The organism is Aliiglaciecola aliphaticivorans (assembly GCF_054782055.1).
In genome coordinates this window covers 1-15,772 of sequence record NZ_BAAGTF010000097.1, presented here as the reverse complement: position 1 = coordinate 15,772, position 15,772 = coordinate 1, and the positions used below count along the sequence as shown (strand labels likewise).

Annotated in this window: 15 protein-coding genes; 6 read left to right on the top strand and 9 right to left on the bottom strand. The window is 41.9% G+C overall.

Going from position 1 to position 15,772, the window contains the following annotated elements; translation table 11 throughout:
* Nucleotides 1-4: 4 nt before the first annotated feature.
* From ribBA to nrdR, 4 genes are read right to left on the bottom strand one after another with little or no spacing between them, the layout of a single operon-like run.
* Complete coding sequence (ribBA, locus tag ACYVIL_RS21800) at nt 5-1,102, bottom strand: bifunctional 3,4-dihydroxy-2-butanone-4-phosphate synthase/GTP cyclohydrolase II (protein WP_303474337.1); 1,098 nt, start codon at nt 1,100-1,102, stop codon at nt 5-7.
* 37 nt (nt 1,103-1,139) lie between these two features.
* Nucleotides 1,140-1,802, bottom strand: a complete 663-nt coding sequence (locus ACYVIL_RS21795; RefSeq protein WP_303474339.1) for a riboflavin synthase — start codon at nt 1,800-1,802, stop codon at nt 1,140-1,142.
* 35 nt (nt 1,803-1,837) lie between these two features.
* The gene (ribD, locus tag ACYVIL_RS21790; RefSeq protein ID WP_460315009.1) at nt 1,838-2,971 is read right to left on the bottom strand and encodes a bifunctional diaminohydroxyphosphoribosylaminopyrimidine deaminase/5-amino-6-(5-phosphoribosylamino)uracil reductase RibD; all 1,134 of its coding nucleotides are present in this window, start codon (nt 2,969-2,971) and stop codon (nt 1,838-1,840) included.
* A gap of 32 nt (nt 2,972-3,003) precedes the next feature.
* Nucleotides 3,004-3,459 carry a transcriptional regulator NrdR gene (gene nrdR / locus ACYVIL_RS21785; protein WP_303474342.1) on the bottom strand — a complete coding sequence of 152 codons (456 nt, stop codon included), beginning with the start codon at nt 3,457-3,459 and terminating at the stop codon, nt 3,004-3,006.
* Between the two features lie 68 nt (nt 3,460-3,527).
* Here nrdR and ACYVIL_RS21780 point away from each other — a divergent pair, with 68 nt between their 5' ends.
* Nucleotides 3,528-4,007: a DUF6265 family protein gene (locus tag ACYVIL_RS21780; RefSeq protein WP_460315006.1), complete on the top strand. Its 480-nt coding sequence runs from the start codon at nt 3,528-3,530 to the stop codon at nt 4,005-4,007.
* A 12-nt stretch (nt 4,008-4,019) separates the two neighbouring features.
* Here the strand turns inward: ACYVIL_RS21780 and ACYVIL_RS21775 are convergent, their stop codons facing one another.
* The 3 genes from ACYVIL_RS21775 to ACYVIL_RS21765 all read right to left on the bottom strand — a co-directional run bounded on the left by ACYVIL_RS21775 (nt 4,020) and on the right by ACYVIL_RS21765 (nt 7,012).
* A complete protein-coding gene (locus ACYVIL_RS21775; RefSeq protein ID WP_460315004.1) occupies nt 4,020-4,418 on the bottom strand; it encodes a rhodanese-like domain-containing protein in 399 nt (132 codons plus the stop codon).
* A 136-nt stretch (nt 4,419-4,554) separates the two neighbouring features.
* Complete coding sequence (glyA, locus tag ACYVIL_RS21770; RefSeq protein ID WP_303474346.1) at nt 4,555-5,811, bottom strand: serine hydroxymethyltransferase; 1,257 nt, start codon at nt 5,809-5,811, stop codon at nt 4,555-4,557.
* Between the two features lie 208 nt (nt 5,812-6,019).
* Nucleotides 6,020-7,012, bottom strand: a complete 993-nt coding sequence (locus ACYVIL_RS21765; protein ID WP_460315001.1) for a Gfo/Idh/MocA family protein — start codon at nt 7,010-7,012, stop codon at nt 6,020-6,022.
* A 225-nt stretch (nt 7,013-7,237) separates the two neighbouring features.
* Here ACYVIL_RS21765 and ettA point away from each other — a divergent pair, with 225 nt between their 5' ends.
* The 3 genes from ettA (at nt 7,238) to ACYVIL_RS21750 (ending at nt 10,414) form a co-directional block, all read left to right on the top strand.
* The gene (ettA, locus tag ACYVIL_RS21760) at nt 7,238-8,905 is read left to right on the top strand and encodes an energy-dependent translational throttle protein EttA (RefSeq protein WP_460314999.1); all 1,668 of its coding nucleotides are present in this window, start codon (nt 7,238-7,240) and stop codon (nt 8,903-8,905) included.
* A 115-nt stretch (nt 8,906-9,020) separates the two neighbouring features.
* Nucleotides 9,021-9,374 carry a PilZ domain-containing protein gene (locus ACYVIL_RS21755; RefSeq protein ID WP_303474349.1) on the top strand — a complete coding sequence of 118 codons (354 nt, stop codon included), beginning with the start codon at nt 9,021-9,023 and terminating at the stop codon, nt 9,372-9,374.
* Nucleotides 9,375-9,493: 119 nt separating this feature from the next.
* Nucleotides 9,494-10,414, top strand: coding sequence for a GGDEF domain-containing response regulator (locus ACYVIL_RS21750; protein WP_460315163.1), 921 nt, complete (start codon nt 9,494-9,496; stop codon nt 10,412-10,414).
* Between the two features lie 15 nt (nt 10,415-10,429).
* Here the strand turns inward: ACYVIL_RS21750 and radA are convergent, their stop codons facing one another.
* The gene (gene radA / locus ACYVIL_RS21745) at nt 10,430-11,794 is read right to left on the bottom strand and encodes a DNA repair protein RadA (protein WP_303474350.1); all 1,365 of its coding nucleotides are present in this window, start codon (nt 11,792-11,794) and stop codon (nt 10,430-10,432) included.
* Between the two features lie 137 nt (nt 11,795-11,931).
* Here radA and ACYVIL_RS21740 point away from each other — a divergent pair, with 137 nt between their 5' ends.
* Both ACYVIL_RS21740 and suhB read left to right on the top strand, forming a co-directional pair.
* A complete protein-coding gene (locus ACYVIL_RS21740; protein WP_460314996.1) occupies nt 11,932-14,439 on the top strand; it encodes a PilZ domain-containing protein in 2,508 nt (835 codons plus the stop codon).
* 135 nt (nt 14,440-14,574) lie between these two features.
* Entirely contained in the window at nt 14,575-15,348 is a 774-nt protein-coding gene (gene suhB / locus ACYVIL_RS21735) for an inositol-1-monophosphatase (protein ID WP_303474353.1), read from the top strand.
* Between the two features lie 330 nt (nt 15,349-15,678).
* Here suhB and ACYVIL_RS21730 read toward each other — a convergent pair.
* A partial coding sequence (locus ACYVIL_RS21730) for an IS3 family transposase (protein ID WP_460312743.1) occupies nt 15,679-15,772 on the bottom strand: 94 nt, incomplete at its 5' end.

Below are 15,772 nucleotides of genomic sequence, written 5' to 3'. Positions count from 1 at the left end.
TGGATTAATATATGTAATCCACAACTTCTAAACCAAAACCTGATAAAGCGTGATATTTTTTCGGTTTACTTAACAAACGCATTTTACGCACACCAAGCTTCCGCAGAATTTGACTTCCAACACCAACCGTTCTTGACGTTCCTTGGTATGTGCCCGCTACCGCTCGGCTGCCCATGTCTTCAGCCTCAAATTGTTTAACCTGGGCAATCAGATCCTCTTCCTTACCCAACAAAACCAACACGCCACCTTGGTCAGCGATTTTTTCCATGGCTTGTGGTAATCCTAAACTACGTTGAGCTGATCGTTCTGAGCCAAATAAATCGTTAAAAGTATTATGCAAATGCACACGGACTAGGGTCGCTGAATCCCCATCTATTTCACCTTTGCACAAGGCAAAATGCACCTGATCATCAATCACATCTTTAAAGGTATGCAGATCAAATTCGCCATAACGCGTGGGTAACTTACAACTTGCCACCTGTTCAATGGTCGTTTCATTCAAGTTTCTGTATTCAATTAAATCGGCAATAGTGCCCATTTTCAAATTGTGCTTTGCGGCAAATACTTCTAATTCAGGCCTGCGCGCCATGCTGCCGTCTTCATTTAATATTTCGACGATGACGGATGCAGGTTCAAGGCCTGCTAACCTAGCCAAATCAACGCCCGCCTCCGTATGACCGGCGCGATTTAGTACTCCACCTTCTTTGGCAATTAACGGAAAAATATGACCTGGCTGAACGATGTCTTCAGCTTTCGCGTTTTTATCCACAGCCGCTAAAATGGTTTGCGCTCGATCTGCTGCAGAAATACCCGTAGTCACGCCCTGAGCCGCTTCAATTGATACAGTGAAATTAGTTGAGAATTGGGCGTTGTTATTATCAACCATCAGGGGCAACTTCAAACGTTCGCAACGCTGTGCAGTCATAGGCAAACAAACAAGTCCCCGGGCATGGGTAACCATAAAATTGATCGCCTCAGGTGTCGCATGTTCTGCGGCCATAATCAAATCACCTTCATTTTCCCGATCTTCATCGTCCATCAGGATTACCATCTTGCCTTGTTTGATGTCTTCGATTATTTCTTCGATGCTGTGCATTGCCATTGTAGGGGGTACTCTGTTCTTTTATATTAAATTAGGGTTATTTTAAATAACCATTTTCCGCCAAAAATTGCAGATCTATGCCTTGCGACTTTTGACTATGTGCGGCTTTATCTCCTAAAATCAAGCGTTCCAAATAACGGGCAATCAAATCGACTTCCAAATTCACTAAGCTGCCGACTTGGTAGTTGCCAATAATAGTTTCTTGCAATGTATGTGGAATTAACGTGAGCATAAATTTGGCACCGTCCACGTCATTTACCGTCAGGCTAACACCATCTATGGTTATAGAGCCCTTTTCGGAGATATATTTGGCGAGTTCATCTGGTGCTTGAATCCAAATTTCTAACCAGCGATCGATTGGATTGATAGCCACGATTTTGCCTACCCCATCCACATGCCCACTGACAATATGACCACCAAAGCGAGAACTGGCTTGCATGGCTTTCTCAAGGTTGACTTTGTCTCCCACCGTGTAGTTGGCAAAACCAGAACGTTTTATGGTTTCCGGAGAGACATCAACGCTGTAGTGTTTATCTGAAAAGTCCACAACCGTTAAACACACCCCGTTAGTGGCGATACTGTCACCCAACGCCACATCAGACATATCCAGTTTTTGCACTGCAACGGTCAAACGAATATCGTCACCCTTAGGTTGCAATTTAGCGATATGACCAACGTCTTCTATTATTCCAGTAAACATGTTTTATAATCCGATATTTGCAGAAGTTTATTCTTCTATTCAGTAGTTTGATTAAAATGCGCAACCATTTTTAAATCGTCACCAACCATTCTAACGCTAGACCATTTTAATCGCTTAGCTTGATTCATTTGGGTCAGCTCATCCATCACAAACAAATTCTGTCCCTTGTCCCCTAATAGTTTGGGCGCTTGGTATAAAATCAATTCATCCACTAGATTTTGTTGCACTAACGCCCCTGCGAGCATGCCACCAGCTTCAACCCAAACCTCATTTAATTGTTTGTCAGCTAAAACCCGCAACATGGCTGCTAAATCAAGTTTATTCCCCACACTGGCAATCTGCACTTGTTCTACGCGGGCTCTTAATAGCGGGTTGGGTTTACGATTAATAATTAGGTTTTGACCAGGCAGGTCAAACATTTTCAAATTGTCATTCAGTTGATTTTTACCATCCAGAATAATTCGTAAGGGCTGACGAAGTTCAGACTCTTGGATCAGGTTTTTCGCACTATTTAATTCGTTGTACCTGACATTTAAACTTGGATTGTCAGCTAACACCGTTCCTGAACCAGACAATATTCCGCAGCTTCTAGCGCGATGTGCTTGCACATCCGCCCTTGCATCTGGACCAGTAATCCATTGACTGAGTCCATTCGCTAATGCCGTTTTACCATCTAAACTTGCGGCTAATTTTACGCTCAGCCAGGGACGATTATTTTGCATGCGTTTAATGAAACCACGATTTAACTCTTGTGCTTGCTCGCTGAGAAGCCCGAAAGAGACATCTATGCCATGTTCGGATAACCGCTTTAACCCACTCCCTGCCACAGTAGGATTGGGATCAACCATAGCAGCGACTACTCGTTTCACACCGGCTTGAATTAATGCATCAGCACAGGGGGGAGTTCTACCGAAATGGCTACAGGGTTCTAAGGTAACGTAGGCAGTTGCCCCTAGGGCTTGCTCCCCTGCTTGCTTAAGGGCATGCACTTCAGCATGGGGAGTTCCCGCTTTATGATGCCAACCTTGGCCTATTACCTCACCATTTGTATTAGCAATAACACAACCAACATTTGGATTGGGTGTTGTCGTAAATTGCCCTTTACGAGCCAACTTAATGGCAAGACTCATCAAATGATGGTCTAGCCTCGAAAAATGAAAAGCAGACATTGTGTCGCAAACTTCCTAAATAAATACGCTAATCAGGGTTTCTCACCTAATTTAGCAATTTCTTCACCAAACTCCCGAATGTCTTCGAAGGAACGATAAACCGAAGCAAAACGCACATAAGCCACCTTATCCAGTTCTTTGAGGGCATCCATGATGAGGCCTCCTAAGAACTCACTACTGATTTCTCGCTCTCCGGTTGCGCGCAACGATGACTTCAATTGACTGATGCAATGTTCGACTTTTTCCGTACTCACAGGACGCTTTTCTAGAGCACGTAGTAAACCTGCACGAAGTTTATCTTCATTAAATGGTTCTCTGGAACCATCACGTTTAACCACTCTTGGCATGACTAACTCGGCGATTTCAAACGTCGTAAATCGCTCGTGACAAGTAGTACACTCTCGCCTGCGGCGCACCTGATGACCTTCAGCAACCAACCTGGAATCGATAACTTTAGTTTCTTGTTCTGAGCAGAAAGGACAAAACATAGTCGTATTTTCTTTTCACTATCTATAGATGCTGGCTAAACTAGCATAAAAAAGTTAAAAGGTGATACATGCAACGTTTAATTTATCTATTATCAATAGTGATAATAACGCTTAGTTGGTCAGCGACAGCTGCAGACTCGAAATGTGATGGGCTGCTTAAACTGCAATGGATTTTGGGTGACTGGGAAACCCTTCCGGATGGCAACACCCAAGAAAATTGGTTAAAAATCAGCGACGATACCTTCACCGGCTCTGGCAGCAGCCGTGATGTTTCTGGCGTCCTTGAGCAACAAGAAAGCATGCGTTTAGTACACATGCAAAGGGAAGTCTTCTATTTGGCAAAAGTCGGCCACAATAGTCTACCTGTGGCCTTTAAAGCTAAAAATTGTGACTCGAATACCGTTACTTTCGTCAATCCAAATCACAACTTTCCCAAGCAAATACTATATTTACGCACAGATAATAAATTGGTCGTCAATGTAACAGGTAGTAATGGCAAGGGATTTACTGTGCATTATCAATTGAAGCCCAATAAAAATGCGCCCTAACAGGCATTTTCTTTACTCATTAATGACGAGCTTGAACCCTTCATCCAACCAGCCTGTTATTCCGCCTATGAGTTTCTTAACAGGGCGGCCGAGCTCAGCAAGTTTAAGGGCAGCTTTATCCGCGCCATTACAATGGGGACCGGCACAATACACGATAAAGAGAGTGTCACTGGGGTACATGTGAATAGTTTCAGCTTTAATATTCTTATGGGGTAAGTTTATTGCGTTAGGTAAGTGCCCTTGTTCAAATAACAATAAGCTTCTCACATCCAATAATACAAAATCTTGGCGATTATTGCTGATCGCAAAATGCGTATCCCAACAGTCTGTTTCTAAACTGAGTAAACTCGCAAAATGGGCTTTAGCAACTTCCGCTGCAGCTGCAGGGACTCTTGACACAACTGATGACATACACGCCTCCATTTAAAGTTGAGTTTTATTATCAACAACTTAATTGAAAACACCAAGTAGCTAGTCAGCCAATTACCGATTATTTTGAGACAAAAAAGCCGCTTAAAAAGCGGCTAAGTGACGATTAACGTAAATACTACCCGTAAACAGGGAATTTTTCACACAGGTCAACCACTTCTTTCTTGACCCTTTCGATAGTTTCAACGCTTGAGATGTCATCAAGCACATCACAAATCCAATTGGCGACTTGCTTCGCCTCCTGTTCACCAAAACCTCGACGAGTAATGGCTGGAGAACCAATGCGTAAGCCACTAGTGACAAAAGGTGAGCGAGGATCATTAGGTACTGAATTCTTATTAACGGTAATATTTGCACTGCCTAAGGCCGCATCAGCGTCTTTGCCAGTAATATCTTTATCAATGAGATCAAGTAAAAATAAATGATTATCTGTGCCGTCAGAAACAATTTTATAACCACGTTCTTGCATCACGCTGACCATGGCTTTTGCATTTGCCACCACTTGTTTTTGATATTCTTTAAACTCTGGCTCTAACGCTTCTTTAAATGCGACCGCTTTTGCCGCAATCACGTGACACAAAGGACCACCTTGATTGCCAGGAAACACTGAGCTGTTTAACTTTTTATAAATAGTCTCATCACCGCAAGCAGAAAGGATCAATCCGCCACGAGGACCAGCTAAGGTTTTATGGGTAGTTGTAGTAACAACATGGGCATGAGGTAATGGATTCGGGTAAATCCCCGCCGCCACTAAACCAGCAACGTGGGCCATATCAACCAACAAGTAAGCGCCGACTTTGTCTGCAATCTCACGAAACTTCTGCCAATCAACAATGCCCGAGTAGGCAGAGAAACCACCAATAATCATCTTAGGTTTATGCTCAAGTGCTAAGGCTTCTACTTGTTGCATATCAATTTCGCCAGTGTCTTCATTCAGACCATACTGAACTGCGTTGTAAGTTTTACCTGAAAAACTCACGTGGGCACCGTGGGTAAGGTGGCCACCATGAGCAAGGCTCATTCCTAATACAGTGTCACCAGCGTCTAATAATGCCATAAACACCGCTGAGTTGGCTTGAGAGCCTGAATGGGGCTGTACATTAGCATAATCAGCGCCAAACAACTGCTTCGCTCGTTCTATGGCTAAATCTTCGGCGATATCAACATATTCACATCCGCCATAATAACGTTTGTGAGGATAGCCTTCTGCATATTTGTTGGTAAGTTGAGAACCCTGAGCTTCTAAAACGCGCGGACTACAATAGTTTTCCGAAGCAATAAGCTCGATATGATGCTCTTGGCGTTGAGTTTCATTTACAATCGCATCATATAACTCGGGGTCAAAGTCAGCAATATTCATATTACGTTTCAGCATGGTGTCTCCTCAACAACTCGGCACAAAGTTCGGGTGAAACATCTATCTTCACCTTCGTAGGGATAAAAAATGAGCGCTTATTCTAGTCATTTAGATTATTTTGTACATACCTTTGGGGAAAAATGATCCAAACCCTTGAGTATAATTTATAGCTGTTAGATTGGCGCTATTGAAATTACTCAGCTTCGCAACTTGTATGACCAAATATTTAATCAAGGGACTCGATGCATTCTGGGTAGTTAAGATTTATTTGTTGTCGTATGACATCTAAGGTTTGCATCACGTTAATACTGTCTGCATGATTCATTCTTGGATCGCAGCGTCTGCCGAGCAGGATTGACTCCATTGTGGACTCTATTTGATATTCAAAACCATTCACTGGATGAGGAAAATCCACCGTGCGGATCAACTTCTCGTTTTGATATAACTGCGCTTGTCGGCCGTTCCAAAAATAGGCTGGAACACAAATATAACCTTCTTTTCCATGAATACTCATGATATTGGAACACTGGGCCGCCATGGTACAGGTAAATTGGCTAATCACACCGGATGGATAGGTCAAATTCACCATTGTATTTTGGTCTACGCCGTCTGCAGACAGCTTGGCCACAGCCTGAACGCGAGTGGGATACTCGGCCAACAAATACTGACTTAAACTCACACTGTAAACACCTAAATCTAGTAAAGCGCCACCAGCTAAAGCGGGATCCGTCAAACGATGATTTTTCAGGTGCGAAAAAGCAAAGCCGATTTGTGAGTTAATGTATTCTAATTCGCCAATTTCCTGCTGCTCAATCCACTCTTTAAGTTGCTCGAAACAAGGCATAAAACGGCTCCACATTGCCTCTTGAAACACACATTTATGCTGTGCTGATAGACTCACCAGCACCTCAGTTTGCTGTGCATTTACAGTCAGGGGTTTTTCCATAAGTAGATGTTTACCTGCCTGCAAACATGCTCTGGCTATAGGAAAATGATGGGAATGGGGTGTCGCAATATAGATCACATCAATATTGGGATCTGCAATTAGAGATTCATAGTCCCCATAGGCAACAGTGGCTCGGTATTGTTGAGCAAATGCCTCCGCTCGTGCTAGGTTTCGACTGGCAACCCCATATAACTTGCCTTGCACTGAACTTGCCAACGCAGTAGCAAATTGATTTGCAATGCCACCTGGCCCAATGACTCCCCAATTCAACATTCTTCTTCCTAGTATAACTTCGGTTATTAGTTATTCTGAAGTCAGGGAATAAAAATTCAAGCTTTAGCGCCTTCATTTTCAACATTAATCGATTTTAGCTTAGTTGATCAGCGCTCTATTTCTAACCAGATTGCACCTAAGGATATGCAAAAAATTTCTGTTCGCCATTGGACTGTGAGCCGGTCTGGATTACACTATCGTTTTATCCTTCATTAAATTGGCACTATGGCACAATACGTATATAGCATGCACAGGGTGGGAAAAATTGTCCCCCCCAATAGACACATACTAAAAAATATTTCTCTTAGCTTTTTTCCCGGCGCAAAAATTGGTGTGTTGGGTTTAAACGGTGCAGGTAAATCCACCCTGCTGCGCATCATGGCTGGTATTGACCAAGATATAGAAGGTGAGGCTAGACCTGCGCCAGAATTAAAAATTGGTTATCTTCCTCAAGAACCTCAGCTAGATGAAACTAAAGATGTGCGTGGCAACATTGAAGAAGCCGTTGCAGATGTTGCCCACGCGTTAAAACGCTTAGATGAAGTCTATGCAGAATATGCAGAAGAAGATGCAGATTTCGATGCCTTAGCAAAAGAGCAAGGCCAACTAGAAGCCATCATCCAAACCAAAGATGGTCATAACCTTGAAAATGCTTTGGAGCGCGCAGCCGATGCTCTTCGACTTCCTCCTTGGGATGCAGATGTAAGTAAACTTTCTGGCGGTGAAAGGCGTCGAGTCGCCCTTTGTCGACTACTCCTAGAAAAACCGGATATGTTGCTTTTAGATGAGCCAACTAACCACTTGGATGCAGAATCAGTAGCATGGTTAGAACGTTTTCTTCACGATTACGAAGGGACTGTAGTAGCCATAACCCACGATCGTTATTTCCTTGATAATGTAGCGGGTTGGATATTAGAACTAGACCGAGGTGAAGGTATTCCTTGGGAAGGTAATTACTCCTCTTGGCTTGAACAAAAAGATCAACGTCTTGCCCAAGAAGAGCGTACCGAAAGTGCACGTCAAAAGTCCATTCAACAAGAGTTAGAATGGGTGCGTTCAAATCCCAAAGGGCGTCAAGCTAAAAGCAAAGCCAGAATGGCAAGGTTTGATGAATTAACTACTGGTGATTATCAAAAACGGAATGAAACCAATGAGTTATTTATCCCCCCTGGAGAACGTTTGGGTGATAAAGTTATTGAGGTAACAGGGTTATCTAAATCTTATGGTGATCGTTTGCTGATTGACGATTTATCTTTCAGCATCCCCAAAGGGGCAATAGTCGGTATTATTGGCCCTAACGGAGCAGGTAAATCCACGCTATTTCGCATGCTGACTGGACAAGAGCAGCCTGATTCAGGAGAAATAGTACTTGGCGACACTGTGCAATTAGCAAGTGTTGACCAATTTCGCGATCATATGAACGAGAAGAACACCGTTTATAAAGAAATCTCCGACGACTCAGATATTATTCGCATTGGTAATTTTGAACTAAACAGCCGTGCTTATTGTAGCCGTTTTAATTTTAAGGGGACTGATCAACAAAAATTCATTAAAGATCTTTCTGGTGGTGAACGTAACCGGGTTCATCTGGCAAAATTGCTCAAAGCTGGTGGTAACGTGCTTCTGCTCGATGAACCGACCAATGACCTTGATGTTGAAACTTTGCGGGCACTGGAAAATGCGATCCTGGAATTTCCAGGTTGTGCCATGGTTATTTCTCACGATCGTTGGTTTTTAGATAGGGTCGCCACGCACATTATGGATTACCGAGACGAAGGAAAAATCAACTTTTACGAGGGTAATTACACAGATTATGAAGCCTGGTTAAAAGACACCTTAGGCGAAGACGTGGTGGAGCCACATCGACTTAAATACAAAAAAATTAGTAAATAATCTCAGATCCTTTCATATTGATAGCGTGTAATTTAACACTTGGGTAAAATCTTGGGCGAAATTACACGTTTTTTATGCTTAAATATTGTTATTAAAGGCAACGTTGAGGATCACTATGGAAAAACGTCAATTTAATCGCGTAGACTTTTCAGCTCCTGCCATTTTATTTCAGCAAGATCGCCATTGGCATACCCACATTATTGATATTTCATTAAATGGGGCGCTTATTGGCTATCCAGATGAGTTTATTGGCAATTTAGAGCAAGAATTTGAATTAAATGTAGAAATTGAAGGCACTCGCAAAGTGATCACCATGTTCGGTGAAATTGTGCACAATGCTAATCACTGTTTGGGTTTCCACATTAAGTGTATGGATATCGATAGTATTTCAGATTTGCGCAAGTTAGTTGAATTGAATTTAGGCGATATGTCACTTTTACAGCGAGACTTAACCTCACTAGTTTCCTAATCCTAAGTATAATAAACATTCGGATAATTTTTAGATAAACTACGCAGAGAATAAGGTTAAAGTTTAATCCATACGTAAAAAATGTTTTGTTGAATATGCTTAACAAAGGAGTTTGAGTTATCTTCAAAGTTGTTGATCAGTTATATGAAAAGGATAAAGTTTTAATTCTTATTGTAGAAGATGAACCCATTAGTGCATTAATTGCGGCTAAAGCCCTTTCAGATAATTTTATTACCCATCATGTGAGTTCAGGGCAAGAAGCGCTGGATTTTTGTGATCAAAAGCTACCTGACATCATATTGATGGATATTAATATGCCTGTTATGGATGGGTTAACCGCGTGCAGAAAACTCAAAGATAACGATAATACCCAAGAAATACCGATTATATTCGTCAGTTCTCACAATTCACCAGAAGCGGAAGATGAATGTTGGGAAGCGGGCTGTACAGATTTTATCACCAAGCCTTTTTCAGTCACAACATTACGACATAGGGTTAACTCACATTTAGCAGCTAAGCTGATGTCTGACAAATTAAAACGTTTAGCGACTGTCGATGGTTTGACAGATGTGCAAAATCGCCATTATTTTGATGGTTTCTTAGCGGATCAAATGAAATTATGCACCCGCATGAAACATCATATAGGTTTAATCTTAATCGATATCGATTACTTTAAGCTTTATAATGATACCTATGGACACATTAAAGGCGATGAGTGTTTGCGACAGGTAGCAAGTACTCTGAGAACCGTATTAAAGCGCCCTACCGATTGTATAGCAAGGTATGGGGGGGAAGAATTTGCAGTTGTACTTCCCCATACTGACGCTCGTGGCGTTGAGCACATTGCCAATAGCATGCTAAGTGCAATACGCGATCTAAACTTACCTCACAAACTTTCAAGCTTAAGCCGGGTCACTATTAGTGCAGGCGGCATTTGCGTTTCACCTCAAAATCTTAGCCAAATCTCACTCATCCAAAAAGCCGATCAAAATTTGTATTCGGCAAAAGATGCGGGGCGTGACCAATTTGTTGTAGCCTAAACCTTAGATAAAGGTTTAGAGGGCCTCCAGAGCCTCTGACAGACGTGAGACTGCCACTACTTCTATACCAGGGATGGATTGTTTCGGTTTATTTCCCTTAGGAACAATGGCGCGTTTAAAGCCATGTTTGGCCGCTTCTTGTATACGTTCAGTTCCATTCGGGACAGGCCGAATCTCACCTGCTAAACCGACTTCTCCAAATGCAATTAATTCTCTGGATAGAGTATGGTTTCTAAAGCTGGAGATCATTGCTAGCAGTAAGGCTAAATCAACACTGGTTTCTGCAACACGAACCCCACCCACCACATTAACAAACACATCCTGATCGTTCATTTGCACATTTCCATGGCGATGTAAAACAGCAAGTAACATAGCTAAACGATTCGCTTCAGTTCCCACCGCGATACGTTTGGGGTTTGCCATTTGAGAGTAGTCAACTAAGGCTTGAATTTCCACTAACAATGGTCGTGTCCCTTCCCAAACCACCATAACAATGCTGCCTGGTGACTGTTGCTCTTCGCGACTTAAAAAGATAGCTGATGGATTGCTGACCTCTTTAAGACCTTTGTCTGTCATGGCAAACACGCCCAACTCATTTACTGCACCAAAACGATTTTTATTTCCCCGCAACGTTCGATAACGACTGTCACTTTCCCCTTCAAGCATCATTGAACAATCTATGCAATGCTCCAGCACCTTAGGACCTGCCAAATTTCCTTCTTTGGTGACATGTCCGACCAAAAACATTGCAATATGATGCTGTTTGGCAAAGCGCGTTAAAAACGCGGCACTTTCTCGCACTTGGGAAACACTGCCAGGTGCGGATTGAATATCACTCACGTGCATGACCTGTATGGAATCAATTACCATAATGTCGGGTTTGTGCACTAACGCCAATTCACAAATGGTTTCTACATTCGTTTCCGCCAACACTTTTAATTTAGATGTGGGTAATCCTAATCGTTGCGCTCGCATCGCCACTTGTTGTAAGGATTCCTCCCCCGTGACATAAAGCGTATTACGTCCTTGGGCCAAATGACACATTACCTGCAGCAACAACGTACTTTTACCTGCCCCAGGCGAGCCGCCAATTAACATTGCAGCACCAGGCACTACACCTCCCCCAAGAACGCGATCGAGTTCTTTGAAACCCGCACTGAATCGCGGTAATGCTTGTAAGTCAATTTGATCTAAGGTTTCCACTTTCGCGTGGGTTTGCCCTGCGTAGCCTTTTAAATTCCGTTCAGGTGCATGTTTATCATTACTAAGAACAACTTCAGAAATGGTGTTCCATGCCTGACAATCATTACATTGTCCTTGCCAGCGAGGGAACTCTGCTCCACAATCAGTACATACAAAAGCGATTTTACGTTTAGCCATAAGTTATTGAACTACATTAAATTAGGGCTAGTTGATTAATTCAACTAAACCGGTAAGTTGGGATCAAAGGTTATTTATTCGTTGCCGATAAAAGAATATCATAACGACGCCTTAACCATAGCGAACATTTGATTGGCATGAGTCAAGATTTAGAAAAGTATCACGACATTATAGAACAGTTAAAACCAATGATAAATGAACCTGAATTTAATCAGGTTCTATCACAGGTTGCATCTGGCATCCCGAAACAAAAACGCTTTTTAATCAAAATGGAATTAAAGCGCCTATCTCGTCCATGCCTCCGCCTCATCGACCTCAGAGGGCAGGTAGCTGGCGATTGCCGCGAATTTACTTATCAGGATAAAACTCATTTTTTAGACGATACTGCCATTGATGTTTTCGAAAAGCAGGTTCGACTGTTTGGTGAATATACCATGGGAGTATATGAGGCAGTTAAAAATACCGAAAACAGTTATCGTGTTATTTATCAAAAGCAGCGGGAAGAAGCTGAAAAAGAAGGGGTTGTGGTAGAAGAGCGTAAACCCCATCACGCCACCGTTTTACGCTTCGGTGAATATGCTAAACGTTGCGAAGAGCGCATGAATTTCGCAGTGAATATTGAGTTATTTACAGAGTTAAATAAAAGTATTCAAGCAACCACAATAGATGTATCAGTAAGTGGTTTAAAAGTTAAAGTGGCGAATGAACACTTATTTAAAGTCGGTGATAGGATTACTGTCCAGTTTCGAGGGTTAGAAGGCGAATACTCAATAGATCGAAAGGCTGGCGTGGGATACAACATTGTTAATGTTGAAAGTAGCAAACGAGAGCAACGTATTTCATTACAAAAAAATGAAGAACACACTCAACACTCGTTTAAAGACTTTTTTGAAAAGTTCATACACGGCAACAAACGTCGCTATAAAGTTAATATGGATAATACGCTCACGGCGATTAACCTAAAGACCTACGAACAGTATTTTATTCCCAATGTGTCCTCTGTCCCCATATACATTGAAAAAATAAAAGATCTTTATGTTCCCAAATACGCCCTAATCAATAACTGCAATAAAGATCCCTTGTATTATTGGAGTGATGAGCTATTTGAATTGCGCCTTGGTTATGTCTTAGGACATCAGCGTATTGCAAGGCTATTAAGCCAACCTGAAAATTATCAGGAAACCACTGTTTATTCGTTCAATCACATTAAAGATGACAAAGTTTATTTTTATTCTGCCACTCAAGAAGAGTTGTTCGACCGTCCTGATTTGATGAAGGTGTTTCTGGGCTATGGCGGTAGGAAAGCAAGTTGGCGGGTTTTCAAATTACAAATTACCAATGTAGATCTCAACCAAGTACATATACCACTGTCTTTACCCGACTCTGTTAGCAGTGCGGTGAAACGTCAGAATCATCCACCCGCACCGAGGTTGATGTCACGCCTTAAAAATGTGAGATACATGGCGCTCCTAACCGATATTACTGATGAAGTTGGTACTCAAAATTATGAAAAAGTACCCATTCGCCGTGGAGAAATCTCACAATTAAAAGTGTTTGGACACCCAAGAAATAAACTGCCTCCAGCGGTGCAGATGTTCAGGTTTAAATATCACAATCAACGCAAAGAGACCCGCTATCAATTGCGAAGTAAAGTGCAATTAAATTTTGGTGATATAACAATTGAAGGAAGCAGTGAAGATGTTTCTACGCGAGGAATGCGCGTTGAGTTGAATGACTTTTTTCATGGTGAAGAAAATGATTTGGTCAAACTCAGTTTTCCACTTTTACAAAATGTTACCAAGAAATTTAATTTGTCTAATCTGCCATACGTCGTCAAGGGAATTTCCTATGGGCGCAATGTTTTGCACCTTCAAGCCGTTGTAGATTCAGTCAACAAAACTGCACAACGATTTTTTGAAGAGCTTATTCGTAATAACCGCGGAAAACTAAAAGCCCATAGTGAAGAAGAGGAAATTCCAGGGATTGGCTCAGCGTTGCGAAATTTATTTGCGAAGAATGTCTTAAACACCGCATTTTTTATCCGCAAAGAAGGGATTGATTTTCTCCCCGATGCCATTGTTACCAGTAATCCCAATAGTCGTTTGAATAATCTATTGGCTTTCGATGCGGAAAACGGTCAATACAATATGCACTTTTTGTATTCAACTTATGGGGTTGAATTAGACTTTATTCAGTACACGTTAAAACGAATTAAAACCAATAAAAAGCCGGTAATGCGCGAGATATTCGTCGCTTTTGATCCAAGCCGAGAATATATTGACGAAGCTATAAAAAGCCGTTTTTCCGATCAATTCCATGGTGATAAAGAACGTAAAAACTTCATTAATCAAGCTCGTGAATCAGGCCAATTTATAGCGGTGAAAGTGTTCTTAGCCAGAGCGGGACGTCCGGATATTGAACGCTTACAAGCAGAAATTAGTTATGTGGGAATTTATGCAATCCACAAAGCAAAAATACTCGAAGAGCAGCTTTGGAATATTATTGGTGTGGGCGACCTAATTGATGTGACTGATGAAGTATTAATACGACACAATTTCAGCCAACAACAGATTATAGATAATCAGCAAATGCCGGCTTATCACAAAGTCAATTCGGACAAAATTGAAAATTTATTAAAAGCCTAATCTACGGTACTACCAAGAATTTGATTGCATCTACAGGCAAAACTGGTAGACTTCGCGGCGAAATTTTGTGCGGTCTTGAAATCAATTAATAAGCCAAGGCTGCTCGTCCGTTCTTTTAAAAATTGGTGGTAACTTATGCATCCTATGCTGAATATTGCGGTGCGCGCTGCTCGCGCTGCTGGAAATGTGATAACTCGTGGTTTTGAAAATCGTAATGATTTGTTGTTGGAAAAAAAAGGTGAGAACGACTTCGTCACTAAAATCGACAAAGAAGCCGAAAAAATCATTATTGAAAAAATTCAGCAATCTTTCCCCGACCACTCATTTTTAGGTGAAGAAGGCGGCATAGTCGAAGGCAGTGACGAATTTAAATGGATCATTGACCCCCTTGACGGTACCACTAATTTTATCAAAGGTATTCCCCACTTTGCGGTTTCGATAGCCCTAATGCACAGAGGTCGTATAGACCAAGCCGTGGTATTTGACCCAATTCGTGGTGAACTTTTCACTGCAAGTAAAGGCGCTGGTGCACAATTAAATGGTTTCAGGATCCGCACCGGTAAAGCAAAAGACTTAAACAATACTGTGCTTGCCACTGCGTTCCCTTTCAAAGCGAAAGAAACATCTGATGAAGCTATACAACGTTTCTCAAACATATTTAAACAATGTGGCGATGTCCGCCGTTGTGGCTCTGCAGCGTTAGATTTAGCTTATGTTGCTGCAGGTCGATATGATGGTTATTGGGAACGCGGTATCAAACCTTGGGACGTTGCTGCTGGAGAACTACTGGTACGTGAATCTGGTGGCTTGGTTACTGACTATAAAGGCGGTAATGATCCCCTCGATAAAGGTGAGATAGTCGCTGGCAACCCGCGCGTGGTGCAGTCGTTGGTGAAACACTTAAAATAATCGATAATGAAAAAGACATAGGTTTAATTTCGTTCTCGAAGATCTAAAAAGGAAGCATTTTGCTTCCTTTTTTTGTGCCTCAAGCCAGCAAGTATAAATACAACACAACAGGGTTGCTTGGCATTTTATTCAGGTCTATTCATTAGATTTTCTGCCTGCGCTACAACTGCTAATTTAAAAGCGAGGGAATAATCTCGTTGAGTACGTTTAGTTGTTGATTGCATTGCACTGTCCAAATCAAGTTTGAAGGGTGTCAACGCTCTTTAGGGCGGGTCGCTGACATAAAAAAAGCCGGGTAAATGAAGTGACCCCGTAAAGTTGGACTCATTTCTAAGCGGCAACCAAGGCCTGATTTCGATATTGTGTCGGACTCAGGCCTTTTAGTTTTAGCTTAATGCGTTCGTTGTTGTAATAGTCGATGTAT

What these genes read in the sequence shown, in the direction of transcription:
- ACYVIL_RS21775 (WP_460315004.1), bottom strand. Translation starts at nt 4,418, where the DNA reads ATGTCATCAGTTGTGTCAAGAGTCCCTGCAGCTGCAGCGGAAGTTGCT.
- nrdR (WP_303474342.1), bottom strand. Translation starts at nt 3,459, where the DNA reads ATGTTTTGTCCTTTCTGCTCAGAACAAGAAACTAAAGTTATCGATTCC.
- ribBA (WP_303474337.1), bottom strand. Translation starts at nt 1,102, where the DNA reads ATGGCAATGCACAGCATCGAAGAAATAATCGAAGACATCAAACAAGGC.
- suhB (WP_303474353.1), top strand. Translation starts at nt 14,575, where the DNA reads ATGCATCCTATGCTGAATATTGCGGTGCGCGCTGCTCGCGCTGCTGGA.
- glyA (WP_303474346.1), bottom strand. Translation starts at nt 5,811, where the DNA reads ATGCTGAAACGTAATATGAATATTGCTGACTTTGACCCCGAGTTATAT.
- ACYVIL_RS21765 (WP_460315001.1), bottom strand. Translation starts at nt 7,012, where the DNA reads ATGTTGAATTGGGGAGTCATTGGGCCAGGTGGCATTGCAAATCAATTT.
- ACYVIL_RS21755 (WP_303474349.1), top strand. Translation starts at nt 9,021, where the DNA reads ATGGAAAAACGTCAATTTAATCGCGTAGACTTTTCAGCTCCTGCCATT.
- ACYVIL_RS21795 (WP_303474339.1), bottom strand. Translation starts at nt 1,802, where the DNA reads ATGTTTACTGGAATAATAGAAGACGTTGGTCATATCGCTAAATTGCAA.
- radA (WP_303474350.1), bottom strand. Translation starts at nt 11,794, where the DNA reads ATGGCTAAACGTAAAATCGCTTTTGTATGTACTGATTGTGGAGCAGAG.
- ettA (WP_460314999.1), top strand. Translation starts at nt 7,238, where the DNA reads ATGGCACAATACGTATATAGCATGCACAGGGTGGGAAAAATTGTCCCC.
- ACYVIL_RS21740 (WP_460314996.1), top strand. Translation starts at nt 11,932, where the DNA reads ATGAGTCAAGATTTAGAAAAGTATCACGACATTATAGAACAGTTAAAA.
- ACYVIL_RS21780 (WP_460315006.1), top strand. Translation starts at nt 3,528, where the DNA reads ATGCAACGTTTAATTTATCTATTATCAATAGTGATAATAACGCTTAGT.
- ribD (WP_460315009.1), bottom strand. Translation starts at nt 2,971, where the DNA reads ATGTCTGCTTTTCATTTTTCGAGGCTAGACCATCATTTGATGAGTCTT.